Annotated in this window: 18 protein-coding genes and 1 pseudogene; 10 read left to right on the top strand and 9 right to left on the bottom strand. The window is 64.7% G+C overall.

The genetic code is table 11. From position 1 onward, the window contains the following. Positions 1 to 9: 9 nt before the first annotated feature. On the bottom strand, positions 10 to 1,542 hold the full coding sequence (pdxR, locus tag HV770_RS08400) for a MocR-like pyridoxine biosynthesis transcription factor PdxR (protein WP_175158966.1): 1,533 nt from the start codon (positions 1,540 to 1,542) through the stop codon (positions 10 to 12). A 123-nt stretch (positions 1,543 to 1,665) separates the two neighbouring features. Between pdxR and HV770_RS08395 the strand changes: the two genes are divergently transcribed. Next, positions 1,666 to 2,949, top strand: a complete 1,284-nt coding sequence (locus HV770_RS08395; protein WP_175158965.1) for a 4-aminobutyrate--2-oxoglutarate transaminase — start codon at positions 1,666 to 1,668, stop codon at positions 2,947 to 2,949. A gap of 44 nt (positions 2,950 to 2,993) precedes the next feature. Then, positions 2,994 to 4,067 (top strand): annotated as a pseudogene (locus tag HV770_RS08390) (NAD-dependent succinate-semialdehyde dehydrogenase); the annotation flags it as partial. Between the two features lie 7 nt (positions 4,068 to 4,074). Here HV770_RS08390 and HV770_RS08385 read toward each other — a convergent pair. Both HV770_RS08385 and HV770_RS08380 read right to left on the bottom strand, forming a co-directional pair. Next, on the bottom strand, positions 4,075 to 5,568 hold the full coding sequence (locus tag HV770_RS08385) for a HAMP domain-containing sensor histidine kinase (protein WP_175158964.1): 1,494 nt from the start codon (positions 5,566 to 5,568) through the stop codon (positions 4,075 to 4,077). Beyond that, entirely contained in the window at positions 5,565 to 6,314 is a 750-nt protein-coding gene (locus HV770_RS08380; protein ID WP_175158963.1) for a response regulator transcription factor, read from the bottom strand. The genes HV770_RS08385 and HV770_RS08380 overlap by 4 nt, the downstream gene beginning before the upstream one ends. A gap of 244 nt (positions 6,315 to 6,558) precedes the next feature. Between HV770_RS08380 and msrB the strand changes: the two genes are divergently transcribed. The 4 genes from msrB to HV770_RS08360 all read left to right on the top strand — a co-directional run bounded on the left by msrB (position 6,559) and on the right by HV770_RS08360 (position 10,514). Further along, the gene (msrB, locus tag HV770_RS08375; protein ID WP_175158962.1) at positions 6,559 to 7,071 is read left to right on the top strand and encodes a peptide-methionine (R)-S-oxide reductase MsrB; all 513 of its coding nucleotides are present in this window, start codon (positions 6,559 to 6,561) and stop codon (positions 7,069 to 7,071) included. Between the two features lie 44 nt (positions 7,072 to 7,115). Continuing rightward, positions 7,116 to 8,996 (top strand): cytochrome c biogenesis protein DipZ, encoded by a 1,881-nt coding sequence (locus HV770_RS08370; RefSeq protein WP_175158961.1) that lies wholly within the window; start codon positions 7,116 to 7,118, stop codon positions 8,994 to 8,996. Positions 8,997 to 9,050: 54 nt separating this feature from the next. Continuing rightward, entirely contained in the window at positions 9,051 to 9,791 is a 741-nt protein-coding gene (gene msrA / locus HV770_RS08365) for a peptide-methionine (S)-S-oxide reductase MsrA (RefSeq protein ID WP_175158960.1), read from the top strand. Between the two features lie 267 nt (positions 9,792 to 10,058). Next, positions 10,059 to 10,514: a hypothetical protein gene (locus HV770_RS08360; protein ID WP_175158959.1), complete on the top strand. Its 456-nt coding sequence runs from the start codon at positions 10,059 to 10,061 to the stop codon at positions 10,512 to 10,514. Here the strand turns inward: HV770_RS08360 and HV770_RS08355 are convergent. Continuing rightward, on the bottom strand, positions 10,508 to 10,834 hold the full coding sequence (locus HV770_RS08355; RefSeq protein ID WP_175158958.1) for a DUF4148 domain-containing protein: 327 nt from the start codon (positions 10,832 to 10,834) through the stop codon (positions 10,508 to 10,510). The genes HV770_RS08360 and HV770_RS08355 overlap by 7 nt on opposite strands. 281 nt (positions 10,835 to 11,115) lie before the next feature. On the opposite strand from HV770_RS08355, the gene HV770_RS08350 reads away from it, so the two are divergent. Continuing rightward, positions 11,116 to 11,634: a thioesterase family protein gene (locus HV770_RS08350; protein ID WP_175158957.1), complete on the top strand. Its 519-nt coding sequence runs from the start codon at positions 11,116 to 11,118 to the stop codon at positions 11,632 to 11,634. 132 nt (positions 11,635 to 11,766) lie between these two features. Here HV770_RS08350 and HV770_RS08345 read toward each other — a convergent pair whose 3' ends face one another. Together HV770_RS08345 and HV770_RS08340 are read right to left on the bottom strand one after the other, a co-directional pair. Further along, positions 11,767 to 13,197 (bottom strand): sensor histidine kinase, encoded by a 1,431-nt coding sequence (locus HV770_RS08345; protein WP_175158956.1) that lies wholly within the window; start codon positions 13,195 to 13,197, stop codon positions 11,767 to 11,769. A gap of 23 nt (positions 13,198 to 13,220) precedes the next feature. Then, a complete protein-coding gene (locus tag HV770_RS08340) occupies positions 13,221 to 14,183 on the bottom strand; it encodes a response regulator (RefSeq protein WP_175158955.1) in 963 nt (320 codons plus the stop codon). Positions 14,184 to 14,720: 537 nt separating this feature from the next. Here HV770_RS08340 and HV770_RS08335 point away from each other — a divergent pair. Continuing rightward, positions 14,721 to 15,497: a hypothetical protein gene (locus tag HV770_RS08335; RefSeq protein ID WP_175158954.1), complete on the top strand. Its 777-nt coding sequence runs from the start codon at positions 14,721 to 14,723 to the stop codon at positions 15,495 to 15,497. Positions 15,498 to 15,524: 27 nt separating this feature from the next. On the opposite strand, the gene HV770_RS08330 is transcribed toward HV770_RS08335, so the two are convergent. Both HV770_RS08330 and HV770_RS39365 read right to left on the bottom strand, forming a co-directional pair. Then, on the bottom strand, positions 15,525 to 16,199 hold the full coding sequence (locus HV770_RS08330) for an HAD family hydrolase (protein ID WP_175158953.1): 675 nt from the start codon (positions 16,197 to 16,199) through the stop codon (positions 15,525 to 15,527). 709 nt (positions 16,200 to 16,908) lie between these two features. Beyond that, the gene (locus tag HV770_RS39365; protein WP_281366201.1) at positions 16,909 to 17,040 is read right to left on the bottom strand and encodes a hypothetical protein; all 132 of its coding nucleotides are present in this window, start codon (positions 17,038 to 17,040) and stop codon (positions 16,909 to 16,911) included. A gap of 79 nt (positions 17,041 to 17,119) precedes the next feature. On the opposite strand from HV770_RS39365, the gene HV770_RS08325 reads away from it, so the two are divergent. Beyond that, entirely contained in the window at positions 17,120 to 18,280 is a 1,161-nt protein-coding gene (locus HV770_RS08325; RefSeq protein WP_175158952.1) for a porin, read from the top strand. A 214-nt stretch (positions 18,281 to 18,494) separates the two neighbouring features. Further along, positions 18,495 to 18,890 (top strand): TerB family tellurite resistance protein, encoded by a 396-nt coding sequence (locus HV770_RS08320; protein ID WP_175158951.1) that lies wholly within the window; start codon positions 18,495 to 18,497, stop codon positions 18,888 to 18,890. 48 nt (positions 18,891 to 18,938) lie between these two features. On the opposite strand, the gene HV770_RS08315 is transcribed toward HV770_RS08320, so the two are convergent. Beyond that, positions 18,939 to 19,820, bottom strand: coding sequence for a LysR family transcriptional regulator (locus HV770_RS08315; RefSeq protein WP_175158950.1), 882 nt, complete (start codon positions 19,818 to 19,820; stop codon positions 18,939 to 18,941). Positions 19,821 to 19,920: the final 100 nt, after the last annotated feature.

The following is a 19,920-nucleotide window of genomic DNA, read 5'->3' as shown; positions in this document are numbered from 1 at the left end:
CCCGCGCCCTCACGCAAACTGCGGCAGTGTCGCGTCGATCGCCTCGGCAAGCGTGTCGAAGGCCGGTGCGATCTCTTCGTCCGGCACGCACGCATAACCGATCAGCAACCCCGAAGGCGCCAGCGACGGCTGCGCGTAATACCCCGACAACGGCCGCACGATGATATTGCGCGCCAGCGCAGCGGCCGCCACGCGGCGATCATCGCTGCCATCGGGCAACTGCATGACGAGATGCAGACCGGCGTCGCCCCCCACCGCCGGCAACGCATCGCCATAACGTCGCGACGCGGCGTCGAGCAGCGTCTGCCGGCGCTGTCCGTACAGCGTGCGCATCTTGCGGATATGCGACGTGAAATGCCCCTCGGCGATGAACTCCGCGAGCATCGCCTGTTGCAGCAACTGGCCCTCGCGATACAACTCCGCGCTCGCCGTGGCGAAGCTCTCCGCCAGCGCTTCCGGCACGACCAGATAGCCGATGCGCAACCCCGGAAACAGCGTCTTGCCGAAGCTGCCCACATAGATCACCTGACCCGATGTGTCCAGCCCTTGCAGCGATGCGAGCGGCCGGCTGCCATAACGGAATTCGCTGTCGTAATCGTCCTCGATGATCCAGCATTGATGCTGCCGCGCATATTCGAGCAACATGCGGCGCCGCGCGAGGCTCATCACCGTGCCGAGCGGATACTGATGCGACGGCGTGACGAGCATCAGCTTGGGCGGCTGCGCGAGATCGTCGGCGCAAGGCGCGATGCCTTCGACGTCGACGGCGATCGGCCGCGATTGCAGGCCGGATACGTGCAGCACGCTGCGCACGCCCCAGTAACACGGGTCTTCGGTCCAGATCACGTCGCCCGGATCGGACAGCAGACGCACGGCGAGATCGACCGATTGATGAATCCCGGTCGTGATGATGATCTGCCCGGGCGTGCAACGCACCGAGCGCGAGGTGCGCAGATAGTCGGCCAGCGCGTGACGCAGCGCGGGCAGCCCGCCGCCCGGCGCGTAAGTGAGCAGGTCCGGGCGCAGCCTGCGCCAATATTTGTTGTGCAGACGGCTCCACACGCGCGCCGGAAACTTCGTGACGTCCGGCACGCCCGGCATGAACGCGCCCCACTGACGCTTGGACACGCCCGCGCCCGCGATCAGCCGCGCGCCGCGCGTGGACAGCGCGCGCGTCGCGGGCTGCGGCAATGGCAATGCCGCTGCGGCTTGTGTCGAAGCCGCACCGCGCGCCTGCGCCGGGTCCGCATCGGGCGCGCCGATGATCTCGTCCGGCGCGCTGTCGGCGACGAACGTGCCGCGCCCAGTCGCCGAATTCACATAGCCTTCGAGCACCAGTTGCTCGTACACCTGCGTGACGGTATTGCGCCCGATACCCAGTTCCTGCGCGAGCAGCCGCGACGACGGCACCTTGCTGCCCGCCGGCAATTCGCGCGACAGGATTGCCTGCTGCAACAGCCGGTGCAACTGGCGATAGATCGGCTGACCGTTGCCCCGGTCCAGACGCTGCGCCAGCCAGTCCGACAACACGCTCGCGCGCATGATTGGCTCCTACATTTTTATTGAAATGGCTCTGAAGTTAAGGGCCAAATCTCATTATAGTCGCTGCATGTGCCGCGCCGTGGGCGAGGCGTCCGCCAAAAACCGGGAGCGAAAGAGATGACCATGAAGAATGCCGAACTGAAGAGCCGCAAGGATGCCGCCACGCCGCGCGGTGTCGGCGTGATGTGCGATTTCTACGCCGAGCGCGCCGAGAACGCGGAACTGTGGGACATCGAGGGCCGCCGCTTCATCGACTTCGCCGCGGGCATCGCGGTGTGCAACACCGGCCACCGTCATCCGAAGATCGTCGCCGCGATTCGCGACCAGCTCGATCATTTCACGCACACCGCGTATCAGATCGTGCCGTACGCCTCGTATGTCGAATTGGCCGAGAAAATCAATCAGCGCGCGCCGGGCGACTATCCGAAGAAAACCGCCTTCTTCACGACCGGCGCCGAAGCCGTCGAAAACGCGATCAAGATCGCCCGCGCCGCCACCAGCCGTCCGGGTGTGATCGCATTCACCGGCGCGTTCCATGGCCGCACGCTGATGGGCATGGCCTTGACCGGCAAGGTCGCGCCGTACAAGAGCGGCTTCGGGCCGTTCCCATCGGACGTGTTTCACGCGCCGTTCCCGAATCCGCTGCACGGTGTGAGCACCGCCGATTCGCTGAAGGCCATCGAATTCCTGTTCAAGGCCGACATCGATCCGAAGCGCGTGGCCGCGATCATCTTCGAACCGGTGCAAGGCGAAGGCGGTTTCTATCCCGCGCCGGTCGAGTTCGTGCGCGCGTTGCGCAAGCTGTGCAACGAGCACGGCATCCTGCTGATCGCCGATGAAGTGCAAACCGGTTTCGCCCGCACCGGCAAGCTGTTCGCGATGCATCACTACGACGTGGTGCCCGACCTGATGACAATGGCCAAGAGCCTCGCGGGCGGCATGCCGCTGTCGGGCGTGGTCGGGCGCGCCGACGTGATGGACGCGGCCGCGCCGGGCGGCCTCGGCGGCACCTATGCGGGCAATCCGCTCGCGCTGGCGGCGGCGCACGCGGTGCTCGACATCATCGACGAAGAGCGGCTGTGCGAGCGCGCCACGGCGCTCGGCGAACGCGTCAAGGCCAAGCTGAACGCGCTGCAACGCGACGTGCCGCAGATCGCCGACGTGCGCGGCCCGGGCGCGATGGTGGCGGTCGAATTCTGCAAGCCGGGCGGCACCGAACCGGATGCGGACTTCACGAAGCGTGTGCAGGCGCGCGCGCTCGAACGCGGGTTGCTGCTGCTGGTGTGCGGTGTCTACTCGAACGTGGTGCGCTTCCTGTTCCCGCTGACGATTCAGGACACCGTGTTCGACGAAGCGATGGCGATTCTCGAAGACGTGTTGAAGGAAAGCGTGGCAGTGGCGGTTTAACAGCAGTTTTAAGGCCTGTTTTAAGGCCTTTTCCAGCCCTGCCCGCCGCATCGTTTCTCGAATGGTTCGCGGAAGAAGGCAAGCGCGTGAACGGCGACACCATTCCCACGCCAGCGAGCGACAAACGCATCGTCGTGACGAAGGAACCGGTCGGCGTCTGCGCGGCGGTCACGCCATGGAACTTCCCCGCTGCGATGATCACCCGCAAGGTCGGACCGGCATTGGCGGCAGGCTGTCCGATCATCGTCAAACCGGCCGAAGCGACGCCGCTCTGCGCGCTCGCGCTCGCCGTGCTGGCCGAGCGCGCGGGCGTGCCGCGCGGCGTGTTCAACGTCGTGACCGGCGAGCCGAAAGCGATCGGCGCCGAACTGACCGGCAACCCGGTCGTGCGCAAAATGCCGTTCACCGGCTCGACGCCGGTCGGCCGTCTGCTGATGGCGCAGTGCGCGCCCACGGTCAAGAAGGTGTCGCTCGAATTGGGCGGCAACGCGCCGTTCATCGTGTTCGACGACGCCGATCTGGACGCCGCGGCGGCCGGCGCGATCGCGTCGAAGTATCGCAACAGCGGCCAGACCTGCGTCTGCACCAACCGCTTCTATGTGCACGACAAGGTCTACGACGCGTTCACCGAAAAGCTGCGCGTCGCCGTCGAGCAATTGAAGGTCGGCCGTGGCACTGAAGACGGCGTCACGCAGGGTACGCTGATCAACGATGCGGCGGTGCGCAAGGTCGAATTGCATATCGAAGACGCGCTCGCTCACGGCTTCTTCGAGCCGACCGTGCTCGCCGATATCACGCCAGCCATGAAGGTGGCGCGCGATGAAACGTTCGGGCCGCTCGCGCCGCAGTTCCGCTTTGCATCGGATGACGAAGTAATCCGCCTCGCCAACGACACCGAGTTCGGCCTCGCATCGTATTTCTACAGCCGCGACATCGGTCGCGTATGGCGCGTCGCCGAAGCGCTCGAATACGGCATGGTGGGCATCAACACCGGCCTCATCTCGAACGAAGTCGCGCCGTTCGGCGGCGTCAAACAATCGGGTCTCGGCCGCGAGGGCTCGCACTACGATATCGACGACTACGTGGTTATCAAGTACCTGTGCGTGGGCGGTATCTGAACCCGGGTTAAAGCCGGGCGCCGGCGGCGCTCGGTTGATCCGCCGTCGGCAGCTCGAAGCGGAACGTCGTACCCCGTCCATCCCGATCGAGCAAACGTATCTGACTGTGATGCAACTGCAGCATGCGCTGCACGATCAGCAAGCCGAGCCCGCCGCCACGATGCCCGCCGCTCGCGCTGAACGGACGCTCGAACAGCCCCTCGCGCTGCGCCGCTGGAATGCCCGGTCCGGTATCGCTGACGGTCACCTCCACCTTGCCGTCCTTATAAGCCAGATCGACGTCGATCGCGCCTTCGGCGGGCGTGTGGCGAATCGCGTTGTCGAGCAGGTTCGTCAACACGCGCTCGATCATCCCCAGATCGGCGCACACGTTCGGCAGGCGTGGCGGAATGCCCGCCCGCATGCGGATATGCCGCGCCTCGGCGGGCAACTCGAATTTCTGGAACACGTCCTGCACCAGATCGACCAGCGAGAACGGTTCGAGCACCAGTTGCACGTTGCCGTGTTCGAGCCGCGCTAGTTCGAATAGCGTCTGTGCGAGCCGCCCCACCTTGACGCTCTGCGCGAGCGCGATCGCCAGGTAACGGGAGCGCTCTGTTTCGGCGAGCGAGTCGGCCTTCAGCGACAGCGTCTCCAGATAGCCGTGCAGCGACGTCAGCGGCGTGCGCAAATCGTGCGAGATATTCGCGATCAGTTCTCGCCGCTGCTGGTCCTGTCGCGTCAGTGCACGCCACTGGTCGCCGATGCGCCTCGCCATCTGCGCGAAGGTCGTTTCGAGCACGGCTATTTCGTCGCGCTGTCCGGGCGGCGCCGAGCGCGGCACGCTCGGCTGCACGTCCGGCGCGCCGTCCGCGTCGAAGCGGCGCATCGCATCCGTGAGACGGCGCAGCGGCCGGGTGATCAGGCCGAACGCCGTCAAGCCCGCGAGCAACCCCAGCGCCGCGACGAGCGCCATCGACCACAACGTGGTGCGCAACACCGAACTCGCCGCGACACGCGCGGCGAGCGCGTCGTGCTCTTCACCGAGCAGGACCACGTAGATGTAGCCGGACGGCGGCTGCCCGTTCGTTTGCAGCGGCGCGGCGCTGAACACCTTCTTGCCGTCGATGCTGCGCGGGTCGTCGCCGAGGATCGGCAATGCGTCGCCCGCGATGAAGCGCCGGATCGGCGCCAAATCCACATGTTCGCGCTTGAGGTGCCCCGCGGGCGCGTCCTCGCCTTCGATGCGCCCCTGGTTGTCCAGCAGATAGACCTCGACGCTCGGATTGACCATCATCAACTGGCCGAACAACTGGCGCACCGCGTCGGGTCGCAGGCCGCTCGCGTCCATCAGCGTGGTGCGGTGCGCGATATGGTCGGCGAGGTTTTTCGACAGGCTCTGCACCACTTCCTTTTCGTGCAGATCGCTCGAACGGATCTGCAGCCATGCCGACGCGCCGCAACACGCGAGCAATAGCACGGAGAAAACGAGCGAGAGCCGCTGCGTCAGCGTCAGATTCACGGCGCGTCCTTGTGCGTGGCGGCCTGCGCCGGCGCATCGGCGCCGGCCACGGCCAGCTTGTAGCCGCGTCCCCAGACGGTGAGGATGCGCTCGGGCTGGGCCGGATCGGTCTCGATCTTCGCGCGCAACCGGTTGATATGGGTGTTCACCGTGTGCTCGTAACCCTCGTGTTGATAGCCCCACACGGCGTTGAGCAGATCCATCCGCGAGAACACCTTGCCGGGATGCTGCGCGAAGAAATACAGCAGGTCGAATTCACGCGGCGTCAGTTCGATCGGCTTGCCGTCGACCGCGGCTTCGCGCGTCAGCGGATCGATCGTCAGGCCGGCGATCTGCAGGCTGCCCGCGTCGATGCGTGAATCCTTCGCCAGCGCTTCGACGCGCCGCAGCAGCGCCTTCACGCGCGCCACCAGTTCGAGCACGGAGAACGGCTTGGCGAGGTAGTCGTCGGCGCCGAGTTCGAGGCCGAGAATGCGGTGCACTTCGCTCGAACGCGCGCTGGTGATGATGATCGGCGTGTAACGCGTCATCGCCCGCGCGCGGCGGCAGATTTCCAGACCGTCGACGCCGGGCAGCATCAGATCGAGGATCAGCGCGTCCCAGCCGCCCTGCTCCAGCAGGCGCAGCCCTTCGTTGCCGTCGGCGCTGTGCACCACTTCATAACGTTCATCGCGCAGATGAAGGCTCAGTACGTTGGCGATGTCGACGTCGTCTTCGACGATCAGGATGCGCTTCGGTTGGTCCATGGAAGGCTTCGGGTGCTTGCAGGAACATAAAGGGACGCGCGGGAACCCGCGGTGGCAGGATCCGGCGGGCAAAAGCGCTTCAGCCTGTGCGGGCCGTGCCGTCATTGTGCAAAATTTTCGGGCGGCGAGTTATCACATTTAATTTAACTTTTCGTGAGGACTTCGACATCGGCGCCGCCCTACGATGAGGCCACTTTCAGCAAACGCGCGCAACCTCGCGCGACTACCCACCGAGGGGCTCATCATGCAAAGCAGAAGGCGCTTCTTCTTTTCAGGCGCGGCGGCGCTCGCCGCGCTGGCCGCCGCGAGCCGCTGGCGGCCGCTCGCCGCCGCGCCAGCGGATAGCGCCGCGCCGGGTGAAAGCTTCGAAATTACCCGCACGGACGCGCAATGGCGCGAATCGCTGACGCCGGCCCAATATGCCGTGCTCCGCCACGAAGGCACCGAGCGACCGTACAGCAGCCCGCTGAACGACGAACATCGCGCGGGCGTGTTCGCTTGCGCGGGTTGCCGGCTCGACCTGTTCTCGTCGCGCACGAAGTTCGACAGCCATACCGGCTGGCCGAGTTTCTGGGCGCCGCTCGATCACGCGGTGGCCACCCGCGAGGACCGCTCGTTCGGCGTGTCGCGCACGGAGGTGCACTGCCGGCGCTGCGGCGGCCATCTCGGCCACGTCTTCGACGACGGCCCGCACCCGACCGGCCTGCGCTACTGCATGAACGGCGTCGCGATGACCTTTACACCGGCTGCCACCTGAGCCGGCACGCCTACCGAACGACCACTTTCAAGTCCGGAATCGCCATGCTACTCATCGTTCTCGCCTACCTCGGCGGCGCTCTCACGATCCTCAGTCCGTGCATCCTGCCGGTTCTGCCGTTCGTTTTCGCGCGCGCCGATCAGCCCTTCGTGCGCAGCGGCCTGCCCTTGCTAGCCGGCATGGCCCTCACCTTCGCGCTCGTCGCGACACTCGCCGCGGTCGGCGGCGGCTGGGTCACGCAGGCCAACCAGTATGGCCGCTGGCTCGCCATCGCGTTGCTCGCCGTGTTCGGCCTGACGCTGCTGCTGCCGCGTTTCGCCGATCATGTGATGCGCCCGTTCGTGAGCGCGGGCAACCGTCTGTCGAATTTCGCGCAGGCCGACGGCCAGCAGGTTCGCGCGGGTTCGTCGTTTCTGCTCGGCATCGCGACGGGCTTGCTGTGGGCGCCATGTGCCGGGCCGATCCTCGGATTGGTCCTGACCGGCGCGGCGCTGCGTGGCGCAAGCGTCGGCACGACGTTGTTGCTCGCGGCCTATGCGGCGGGGGCCGCGACCTCGCTCGCGGTGGCGCTTCTGATCGGCGGCCGGGTGTTCACGGCGATGAAGCGTTCGCTGGGCGCGGGCGAATGGATTCGCCGTGGGATCGGCGCGGCGATGCTGCTGGGCGTCGTGGCGATCTCGCTCGGCCTCGACACCGGCGTGCTGGCGCGGGTGTCGACGGTCGCCACCGGCGGTCTCGAACAGAAACTCGTGGACCGGCTCTCGCCCGGCGCGACGCGGGCAAAGCCGCTCGTCGCGGACGCTGGCGCCGGCACCAATGCTGACGCCGGCGGCGCGATGATGCGCAGCGCCATTCCGACTGCCGCCGATGCCAACACGAGCGCCGCCACCGTGAACGCCTCCGCTTCGATGATGCGCGCGACGCACGCCGCGTCAGACGCGGCGCCCTTGCCCGTCGAAGGCGCGCTGCCGCCGCTGGACGGCGCGGTTCAGTGGCTGAACTCGCCGCCGCTGACCACCCAAGCCCTGCGCGGCAAGGTCGTGCTGGTCGATTTCTGGACCTACTCGTGCATCAACTGCCTGCGTTCGCTGCCGTACGTCAAGGCGTGGGCGCAGAAGTACAAGGATCAGGGGCTCGTCGTGATCGGCGTGCATGCGCCGGAGTTCGCGTTCGAGCGCAACATCGACAACGTGAAGAAGGCCGCGCACGACCTCGGCGTGGACTACCCTGTAGCCATCGACAACAACTACGCGATCTGGCGCGCCTTCAACAACCAGTACTGGCCGGCGCACTATTTCGTCGATGCGCAAGGGCAGATCCGCTACCACCATTTCGGCGAAGGCGATTACGCGGAGTCGGAGAAGGTGATCCAGCAGTTGCTCGCCGAAGCGGGGCATGCGAATGCGGAGAAGGTCGCGCTCGGCATCGCGGGCACGAGCGCGCAAGGCGTGCAGGCAGCGGCGGATAACGCCGATCTGCAGTCGCCGGAAACCTACATCGGCTACCAGCGCGCGGAGAACTTCGCGTCGCCCGGCGGCGCGGCGCAGGACAAGGTGCGCACGTACACGGCACCTTCGCAGCTCGCCGTCAACGAATGGGGCCTGGCCGGCGCATGGAAGGTCGGCGCCGAGCAGGCGGATCTCGCGGCGGCCCACGGGCGCATCGTCTACCGCTTTCACGCACGCGACCTGCATCTGGTGCTGGGCCCGGCCGCGGACGGCAAGCCGGTGCGCTTTCGCGTGAGCGTCGATGGCGCGGCCCCCGGTGCGGCCCATGGCGCCGACAGCGCCGCCGATGGACGCGGCACGGTCACCGAACAACGCCTTTACCAGCTCGTGCGCCAGCCGGGGGGTGTCGCGGACCACACGTTCTCAATCGAGTTTCTCGATCCCGGCGTGCAGGCATACGCATTCACGTTCGGCTGATCCGGGCCGCGTCATCAATCAACGACCATCAATGACTCTCGAGGAACCGGCATCATGAACACGACATCTGCCATCAAGGCTTCGTTGCGCAAACGCTCGACCTTCGCCCGAGTCGCGGGTTGTGTCGCGATTGCGGCGAGCGTGCTGGCCGCGCAGCGCATCGCCAACTCCGCCGAAGCGCCGACGAAGATTCCCCCGCCCGTGCAGGACGAACAGGCCGGCGCCACGCATAGCGAAACCGCGGTCTTCGCGGGCGGCTGTTTCTGGGGCGTGCAAGGTGTATTCGAACACGTGCGGGGCGTGAAGCAGGTCGCCGCCGGTTATGCGGGCGGCGCGGCCGGCACCGCGCACTATGAAACCGTCAGCGATGGCGACACCGGGCACGCGGAGTCGGTACAGATCACGTATGACCCGACACAAATCAGCTACGGACGTCTGTTGCAGATTTTCTTCTCGGTCGCGCACGATCCCACCGAATTGAACTACCAGGGCCCCGATCACGGCACGCAATATCGTTCGGCGATTTTCCCCGCCAATGCGCAACAGCGCAGCGTCGCGACCTCGTATATCGCGCAGCTCGACAAGGCGCACGTGTTTTCCGGGCCGATCGTCACGCGGGTCGAGGACTACAAGGGCTTTTATCCGGCGGAGAACTATCACCAGAACTTCCTCGTGCTGCATCCCGACTATCCGTATATCGCCATCAACGATCTGCCGAAGGTGAGCGGATTGAAGCGGATGTTTCCGGAGTTGTATCGCAACGACCCGGTGCTGCTGAAAACCAGCGGGTTGTAGACGATACCCGGCGAGAGTCGCTGGCGCATCGCGCCACGCGAAGTGCCCCGTAGTGCCCGTGTGCTCCAGCGATCAAGGAGTCACGCTGGGCCGTCGTGGTGTAAAGCTGCGCATACGCCCCCAGGACCGCTTGCACGCTGGTAAATGTCCGTAGCGACCGGCTCACAACAGGAGTTCGGAATGCAGTGTAAGTGCCGGCGCTCGACATGGCGAAGTCGCGCTTCACCGGCGTCTGCGATGTGCTCGACGGCACCAACAATTTCTTCATTGCACTATCGTGCCAGTCCGAAGCCGGAAGCGATGCTCGACGGACTCGGCAGCCGCTTCTACGTCACCGAGACGGCGATCAAGACGTACTCGGTCGCCTATTCGGTCCAGTCTCCACTGGACGCACTCCTCACCTTGCGCAAGCAATACGGCCTGACGCCGGACAACGAGCGCAGCAATGCGAAGGCGCGCGATCTGGTGGCGCCGGTTCCCGGTGAGCGCAAGACGCAGCAGCTTATCGAACAGGTCAACAAGCTGGAAACCGTGGACAACCTGCAGCAGTTGCGCCCGTTTTTCACGGTGTGGATCGACTGGCGCACGCGATGCGTAACGGCGAGCGCGCCGGAATGCAGAATGGCTTGCTTCACCGATCCGCCAGTGAAGCAAGCCATTCGTGTTCGATGCAGAGTTTGGCCGCGGCGCGAGACGCACGCTCGCGCCGTCGCCGCTCAATGACCGTAATGGACGACCGGCGCCGAATACGAGCTCGACTGCGCATCGGCGCGGCTGCCGGCTTGCGACGAACCTTGGCTTGCCGAACCATAGCCGCTGGTTTGGGCGGTGGCGTTTTGAGCTGCGACGCGCGCTTCGGCCGCCTGAATGTTCGCCGGATAATCGTCGGCGTCCGCGCTGGCCGGGTTATAGCCGGCCTTTTCCAGTTGGACCAGTTCGGCGCGTACTTGAGCACGAGTGAGCGGCTGGTTGGATTGAGCAAACGCGGCAAGCGGCGCGGTAATGAGAGCGGCGATGACGGCAGCTTCGATCAGCGATTTCATGATTCCTACCTCCAGAGATTGTCTTTGCGGCGCTGCAGACCTGTCGGGTTCGGCAGCGAATGTAGAGAGTCTAGGAGTCAGGTGACCTAGGGTAAACACCTAAATCAAATATTCACTGTTGCGTCAGACAGCACCAATTGGCCCTCGTGCGCGGGTTCGCGCCCGTGGGCTATAAACTGACGACGCCGACCGCGCGCAGCGATGCACTGCCGCCCGCACCCGCACATCGCGAGCGCGCGCAGCTTCCAACCCAATGCATTCGAATGACGGAGACCCTTCCCATGCCGCAATACGCTGCTTTGCCCTGCTATCGCGACGTCGTGCGGTCCGAATGGGTCGATTACAACGGGCATTTGCGCGACGCGTTCTACATGCTGGTTTTCAGCTTCGCGACCGATTCACTGATCGACCTGATCGGTTTGCCCGATGCGGAGCGCAAAGCGCGGCGACGTTCGATCTACACGCTCGAAGCCCACGTCAGCTATTTGCATGAAATCAAGGAAGGCGCACCGGTTCGCGTCGACATGCGCGTGCTCGCGCATGACGCGAAGCGGCTGCACCTGTACCTCGAAATGTGGAGCGGTCATGACGACGCGCCGGTAGCCGCGGGCGAGCAGATGTTGCTGCACGTCGATACCAGCGGGCCACGCGCTGCAGCGTTCGACGCCGATGTCGAAACCCGCCTGCGGGAACTGGCCGACACTCACGCGCTGTTGCCGCCGCCAAGGTTCGCGGGACGCGTGATCGGCTTATCCGCCGGCACGCGGCGCAATGGGAGCGAGCCGGACTTGCCACGTTGATCGAAATGGTCACCGCGATCTATCTGCAATTGCGCGTTTTACGCAACCCCACTGCTCGCGTGATTTAGAACGGCAACGCGCGTGCGCCGATGGAACCTATCACCAGCGAACCCCGACGCTCGACACCGCGCGTCAAAGCCAGCGCCCAGAACGCGGCGGCGGCGCGCGTAGTGCGCGATCAGCTGGCGTGCCCGGAACCGGCAGCCGTATCGTGAAGGTGGTATGCGCGCCTTGCGTCGAGCTGCATTTGATACTCCCACCCAGCATGAGCGCTGCGCGACGGCAGAATGCGAGCCCCATGCCCGCGCCGCTGCCGTGACGCTTGGTCGAGAAGAAGGCGTCGAAGATATACGGCAGCACGTCGGGCGCGATGCCCGGTCCGGTGTCGCGGAACTGCAATACGCAGAAGTTCTGATCCTGAACGGCACTGATCATGATCCGGCCCGCGCCTTTGACGCGAATCGCGTGCAACGCGTTCTTCAGCAGGTTGAACAGGACGAAGACCACCACCGTATCCGAGCCCGAAAACCTCAGCTCCGGATCGATCGGCATGACGCTCACGCGCGCACGTTCGTCGCCGCGAAACGGATAACGCTCCAGCGCCGATGCCACACATTGCTGCACGGAATGCGCACTGAAGCGGCTGCGATCCAGGCGGTCGAGCGTGAACGACGCGAGCATCATGTCGACCATCGCGCTGGTGCCCGACACCTCGCGCCGGATTGCAGTGGCAAGCTGGCCGATACGCTCGAACTGCCCCGGCTGCGCGTGCTCTTCATGAGGGCCGTGCGTGGCCGGCATCCGTTGACCGTTGGACATCTGCGCCCAGACGCCGGCGATCTCGTCGGCGTGCAGGCCGATGGTCGCGAGCGGCGTCGTGAACTCGTGCGCGATGGTGGCCGCCAGCGCATACGGGTGAATCAGCTGATAACGGACGATCATGAGCGCGAGCAGCCCCAGGCTGAGCGCGATGAACAGCACGCCCGGCGGATAGAACCCATAGCCGTAGTTGACCGCGTAATCGACCGCCGCGAACGAGTACAGGCACAGGTTCGCGAAGCAGAGATCGAGGCGCTTGCGTGCTTCGCCGCGGGCGTGCCGGCGCGCTGCGAGCAGAATCTGCGCGCAGCGCCCGGCCAGTACCATAGTCTGCACGACATGCAACGGATGCAGCGGCCCCGCGACCGGATAGAAACCGAAGAAGTGCGCCTGATAGCCCGCAATCACTTCGTGGCCGGGCAGCAGCGCGGCCAGCACCAGACACAGGCCATACGAGGCGAACAGAAGCGGCTGCTCACGCCGCCGCGCCGCCACCTCGATGACGAAGTGATAAAACGTGGTGGGCAGAAAGAGGATGAACAGATAGCCCAGCCTGACCAGCACGCCGGCGAGCTGCGGGTTGTCGGTCTGGAACAGCAGCGTCCACGTGCCCTGCCAGGCAAAGGTCGTCGCGCACATCAGCAGAAACGGCCCCGACAGCCGCGTGATCCCCTGGGTGACGAATACATATAGCCCGAACACCACGAACAGCGCGGCCACGAAAGCTGTGGGAATGGCGTACATGTGGCTCAACCTGTCGGCCGGCTTCAGCGATTGCGCTCATTCCGCCATTGCGAGAACGTCACGAGATCCAGACCCACCTCGGCCGGATCGATGCGGGTCCAGCCATAGAACGCGTCGTCCCAGCCCGGGATGCCGCGCGGCGTCAGCTTGATGAACTCCATGCCGCCGCGGTAGGCGAGGTCCGGCCAGAAAAGCGGCATCACCTCGCGCACCGCCAGTTGCCGCAGCAGTTCGGCGGGGCCGCCCTCGTCGGCCACGATCTCGCCCTGCGAGATCCAGTCGTTCTCGGCCCACGCGACGAACACGCTCGGGTTGCCGGCGCGATCGAACATCAGAATCGCGTTCTGCTCCGGACGCCAGTAATACTCGACGATGCCTTCGGCGGCCACCACCTCGTCGATCACCGTGCGTGTGCGCGGGTCGCAATACGTCATGCCGTTCTCGCCCAACGCGAGCCAGCCCGATTCCGAGCAATGCCGGTTCCGCGCATCCTTCAGGAAATAGGCTAGCCGGTTGGCCGAATCCGCATCCGTTTTGCGCAGATACAGATCCACGATGCCGGCGTTGAACGCCTTGACCGCGACGGTCTCGTTCGCGACGCCGGTCAGCAGTACTTTCGCGCAGCGCAGGTGAGAGATCGACGAGAGGAATTCGACGCCGTTCATGCCCGGCATATCGTAGTCCACGACGACCGCCGCCACTTCCTCGAAACGGGAAGCCCGCGCGACGATATCGCGCTCGGAGGATGTCTCGACGAACCGCTCGACGCCCGGCTCGCTCAGGCACGCCGACGCGGACGCGAACTCCAGCGAATTCTCGCGCGCATGGTGACGGATGAAATTGAGCGCGGCTTGCGGCCGCGTGAAAAACAGATTCGTGGAGGTGTCCGGGAAGAACCGGCGCAGGGCATCGAGGTAGCTGTCGTTGTCGTCGACGAAAACAACCGTTGCCGGATAGAAAACAGGTGGTCGAATAAAGTTGTTCATTTTTCACGTGGTCCGTCACGTCGCCGCCGTCGCACCCCAAGCAAGCCGCCTGGCCGGCGCGAAGGCCTGGCCGAGCGGCGTGCCGGAATGCGACGGCCCCGGGCACGACAGGCGGTCGATGCTTCGCCCGTGAGCCGCATGGTCGGCGCGTTGTTTTGCCGTTGCCGGTCGCAGCAAATTCACAAGGGAACCGGCCGACGCCCTTTTGCGCGCCCGAGTGCGGAGCCTCGGATGCGGGCTGAAACGCCGGTCCGCTGTTTGTCCGTATAGTACAGGGCTCTTTTGCCTGGCGGTGCAAACTTCCATCGCAGTGCAGCGAAAGCGCACACATCGACTACGCGGGGGCGAGCCGGTCCGAACCGGCAAAACGCTGCGGCGCAGCCGCAGAGCCTGGGCCCCTGCGCCGGCGCCTGCGACCTGGCCCGTTCAAGGTCCATTCAGACATCAGCCATCGCCAACCGGCGGAGCGAACGGTCGTTCGCAGAGCAGTCGTTTATCATCGACTGTTTACAGTTCTGATTTATCTGTTAGTTAAATATGACGAATACCGGCAAGGTGTTGATAATCGGCCTGCTCGTGATCGACGTCGGCGTCGCCGGCTATCTGCTTTTCCCCAAGGAAGAAGAACGGGCGCCGGCGGCAACCCGCGAGGTGATCGCCAGCACCAGCACAGCGGCAGTGGACCAGGCGCGCGCCAGTGAGACTCATGTGGCGGCGGGAACGGTGGTTCGCACTCTCCCGGACGGCGCGGGCTCGAACAAGCTCGCGGCGGTGACGCCCGTGGCGCCTGCCGTACCCGCGACGACGGCTGCCGCTATGACAGCGACGGCGAATGCCCCTCGCGTGGCGGCCACGCCTGTCGCGCCTGTCCCGCCAGCGACGGCTCCCACGCCTGCCATGGCTGCGACGCCTCCCACGCCCGCAACGACTGCGACGCCCAATACACCTCCCGCAACCGGGCAAGTCGCGAACGGCTCACGGTCTGCCACCCGCACGGTCGTTGCTTCGACCAATGTCCAGCCATCCGCGCGGACGAAGTCGAAGGCCTCCTCGCGCGCCGGACAAACTCGCGGGAGCAAGCATGACGACTCGCGCCGGCGCGGTTCGAACGAGGTCTCGGCGGCGCTGACGGCGCAACTCGTCAAGGAGTCCGCCAAGCCCGATCCGTCGTTGCCGCTCCCACCGGCTGGCAGCAGTCATCCCGGCAAGAGTGGCCGCAGCTCGAATCCGGTGGCATCGGCGATGACCGATCAGTTGGTCAGGGAGTCCTCCAGGGTGAATCTGTCGGCGCCCTCGCAATCGTATAAGCACTAAAGCGGCGAGCGCCTTCATGCCGTTGCGTCATGGCCGCGATGCGACTTCGTCCAGATGTTCCAGCAAATCGGCGGGGTCGTCGTAGACCCGCAGCGCGCCCGCGCGTTCGAGTTCTTCTGTGCCGTATCCGCCCGACAGCAAGCCGACCCCGAGCGACCGGCAGCGCCGCGCGGCGAGCATGTCCCAGATGCTGTCGCCGACCACCACCGTATGCTCGATCGACACGCCCAGGCGCTCTGCGGCCGCGATGAACAGGTCCGGGTCGGGTTTGGCGTATTTGACGTCGTCGCGCGTCACGACGACGGCCTTGGCCGGGTCGATGCCGAGCGCCTCCAGATTGAGCGCGGCGGTCTCCATCCGGCCGCTGGTCGCCACCGCCCACGGCGTGCCGGCCTGCGTCAGCGCATCGAGTAACTCGCGCGCGCCCGGCAGCGGGCAAACCTGCGCACGCAGTCGCTGATAGGCCGCCGCGTGCGCATGACGCAGCCGCTCGCCGCGCTCGGCGCTGATTTCGCCATGCGTCTCACGCAACAGCTGATTGGTGAACAAGCCGCCGCTCATGCCGATCTTGCGATGAATCCGCCATACCGACAGCGGGATGCCTTCGCTGTCCAGCGCTTCTTTCCAGGCCAGCACGTGCTGGTAGACGCTGTCGACGAGTGTGCCGTCGAGATCGAAAAGAAAGGATGTCTGGATTCGCATGGCAGGCTCCAAAGATGGCGGGTTCTGCCAATATGCCATGTATTCATGACGGCACGAGCCTTGTGTGCCGCCTGCAGAACGGCTACTGCGAAGCGCGTTGCCGCTCCCGCTCCTTCCCTCCTGCGCCGCGCGTTCCATAGACTCCGGCGTCGGCCCCAACTATTTCCGCGATCCCACTCAGCCATGCGGCGTGATCTGCACGACCCGGCCGGTGTGCGCCGAGATCGAGCCCGATCCCGCCGAACCATGCCGCACCGACCGGTGTGACCTCGAATGTCATGCCAGGCCCGGAGCCAGGTGATCGTGCAAAACAACGCATTTGCACGCTCCCCGTGCGAAGTTCTGTTGCGTCGCTGCACGCGATCATTTTCCTCATCGATCAAACACCAATTGCGCACTTATTACATTGGCCTTTCCTTTTAATTTCATTGAAATAAATCGTCATTCAAGCCAATGCACCGCCATGCCGCCTTTCGAACCCGCATGCCGGACGGTATCGAAGCCAATAACAAAATGCTTCTATATCGCACATTCTGTCGCGTGAATCACACGTCGTCACTCCCGCCGTGCGCCGGAAAACGGTAAGCTTCGCCCCCTCATTGTTCTTCTGAAGCCACACGGCTTTATTTTTTCAACACCCCGATTATTTTCCACGCCATATGATTGGAGCGACGTTATTCCCGCTCCGACTTGGACGCGCCCATTCCGCTCATCGGGAAATCATGCAGTCGACCGGCTTGCACGCTTGCAACGCCATTGCAATGGCGTTGTTGCGCGCAATAAACATCCATTCAATCACCTGAGTTTCGGCGATTCTCGCAACGACGAGAAGTAGACGCATGGCACGCGCGGTCGGGGCGCGCGTCGGTGAATAAAGCAACCAATTCCCTCTAGCACTGCTTATTACGGAGCCAACAAGTATGAAAAAGTCTTTGCTCGCGGCCGCGCTGTGCGGCGCATTTACGATGTCCGCGCATGCGCAAAGCAGCGTGACCCTGTACGGTCTCATCGACGCCGGACTGGTGTACACCAACAATCAGCTCGGCCACAGCAACTGGCAATTGGGCAGCAGTTCGACGCAGAACACGGTGTTCGGCCTGAAGGGCTCGGAAGACCTGGGTGCCGGCTTGCACGCAATCTTCAAACTGGAACAGGGCTTCGTGCTGAACAACGGCGCGCAGGCTTTCTCGGGTAGCGCGTTCGGTTCCCAGGCGTGGGTCGGCCTGCAAAGCGATCCGTACGGCACGCTGACGTTCGGCCGCCAATTCGACGTGATGAACGATCTCGTCGGCCCGGTCTCGGCCTCGTTCAACACGTGGGGCGGCAGCATTGCCGCCCATCCGTTCGAGAACGACAACCTCGCGGCGAACTCGGTCGTCATCAACAACTCGGTCAAGTACGCGAGCCCGGTCTATCACGGCGTCACGTTCGAAACGATGTACTCGTTCAGCAACAAGGCCGGCGACTTCGCGAACAACCGCTCGTATGGCTTCGGCCTGTCGTATGCGCAAGGCCCGCTGTATCTCGCCGCCGGCTACCTGCAACTGAACAACGCCGGCAACGGTGCCGGCGCGGTCACCTCGAGCGACGCCAGCGCGAACTTCCTCGCGCAACGCCAGCGCATCTGGTCACTCGGCGGCAACTATACGTTCGGACCGGCCACCGTCGGGCTGCTCTGGAGCCATACGCAGATCGACAACGCGTCGGGCGTATTCTCGTTCGGCACGGGCAGCTACCTTGGCGCGGCCGACAGCACGGCGGGCACGCTCGCCGGTTCGCTGCGCCTCGACAACTACGAAGTGAACGCGAAGTACGCGCTCACGCCGGCGTTGAGCGTGTCGAGTTCGTACACCTTCACCCACGGCGCGTACAACGGTTCGTCGCCGGGCTGGAATACGGCCATGCTGCAAACCGATTACGCGCTCAGCAAGCGCACGGACTTCTATGTCGAAGGCGTGTATCAGAACGTGCATGGTGCGCCGGCGGATTCGGTACTGTCGCATGCGATGATCAATACGCTCTCGCCATCTTCGACGAACACGCAAGTGGCCGTCACGGTGGGCATGCGTCACGCGTTCTGAGCGGCGCTTTGGCACACAGCCTGTGAAAACGTATGCCTGGCGTCTGTCAGGCATGCGGCCGGTCCGGGCAGCGCCTCTGTTTAGTGCGCGCTGCCTTTCTTACTTCGTTTTTTCCGAAGCTTTGGTCCCTGATTTGCAGGTTTATTCGATATGCGCCCTGACGCAGACTGAGGCTCCTTACCACTGCGGACGATCTCCGCGAAAGGAACCCATCATGCGAACCTATCCGCGCAACAGTCCCCAAGCCGCTGCACGCATCGTGGCGCTCGCGCTGACTTCCGACGGCCACGTATGCAGCTCCGAGGAACACGCGCTCGAAAGATTGGGCATCGCAGGCGAACTCGGTCTCGCACCGGCGCAATTCGCGCAGATCGTGCAGACGCTGTGTGAGGACCGCTCGGTGACGCACATGTCGCCCGAACTGGCCGTGGACCATCCCGACACGGCCCTGCTCTCCATGCTGATCGACGAAATCGACGACCCGACGCTGCGTCGCAAGGTCATGCGCCTTTGTATGGCCGTGGCGATCGCGGACGACCACCTGGCCGACGGCGAGATCGCGTTGCTCGCCGCGGTGTTCAACGCTTGGGCGCCGAAAACGCGCCACTAAGCCAACACGGACGGCGCGTCGCCGTGCCTGGTGAAGCGCGTCGTGCGGTTACGACCGCGCGGCGGCCAACACCTGGGAGGCGAGCGCATGGTGCTGCCCGCGCCTCGAACGAATCGCGTGAATCTCCTCGATCACACCGTCGGAGCGACCGAGCCAACGCAAACCACGCAGCAATGACAGATCTTCCGCCCCGAGTTCCGCGAGCGGAAATACGCCGAGCCCGCGCGCGGCGAACACCGCCATCAGCGCGCTGTCCTCGAATTCGCCGACGATGCGCGGCCGGATGCCTTCGCTGTCGAACCACCTGTCGAGCCGCGCCCGCAACGCGCCGTGGGCGGTCGGCAAAAGTACGGGCAATTCCGCGAGACACTTCGGAAAACCGGCCCGTGCGGACTTACGGACAATCTCCGCGGGCCCGTACCAATCCACCGGCGAGCCCACGAGGCGCTGACTGAGCACGCGCAGGTCGGTGTTGTGCGGCGCCGGCTGGCATGCGAGCACGAGATCGAGCCGATGCAGCGCGAGTTCCGACAACAGGTGCGCATGCTCTCCCTCGTGACACAGCAGCCGCAGCGACGGCGTGCCGAGCACGGGCGCCAGCAGCGCGTGCGCGGCGAGCTTCGAAATGCCGTCTGACAAGCCGACGGCGAGCCGCGCGACACCCTCTCCGCCCGTATCGCGCATCTCGTCGAGCAGCGCCTCGCCGAGCTGAAAAATCTGCTCCGCGCGGCCGAACGCCGCCTCGCCGGCTTCGGTCATCGTGACGCCGCGCCCCGCCGGTTTGAGCAACTGTCGCCCGATCGATTTCTCCAGCTCGCGCACCTGCGCGCTGATCGTCTGGACGGCCATATCGAGCCGCTCGGCCGCGCGGGCGAAGCCGCCCTCTTTCACGACGATCCAGAAATAGTACAGGTGACGGTAATTGAGCATGCTTTGGACACTTCGAAATAATCGATATATCGCTCAGCTTATCACTGATTTATTCGAATCCTGAAGGCGACCATGATGGCGGTTCCGCGACCGCCGTCGC

It is taken from the genome of Paraburkholderia fynbosensis, assembly GCF_902859935.1.
In the GTDB taxonomy this organism is placed as follows: Bacteria; Pseudomonadota; Gammaproteobacteria; order Burkholderiales; family Burkholderiaceae; genus Paraburkholderia; species Paraburkholderia fynbosensis.
This window is presented reverse-complemented; position numbering and strand designations above follow the sequence as displayed.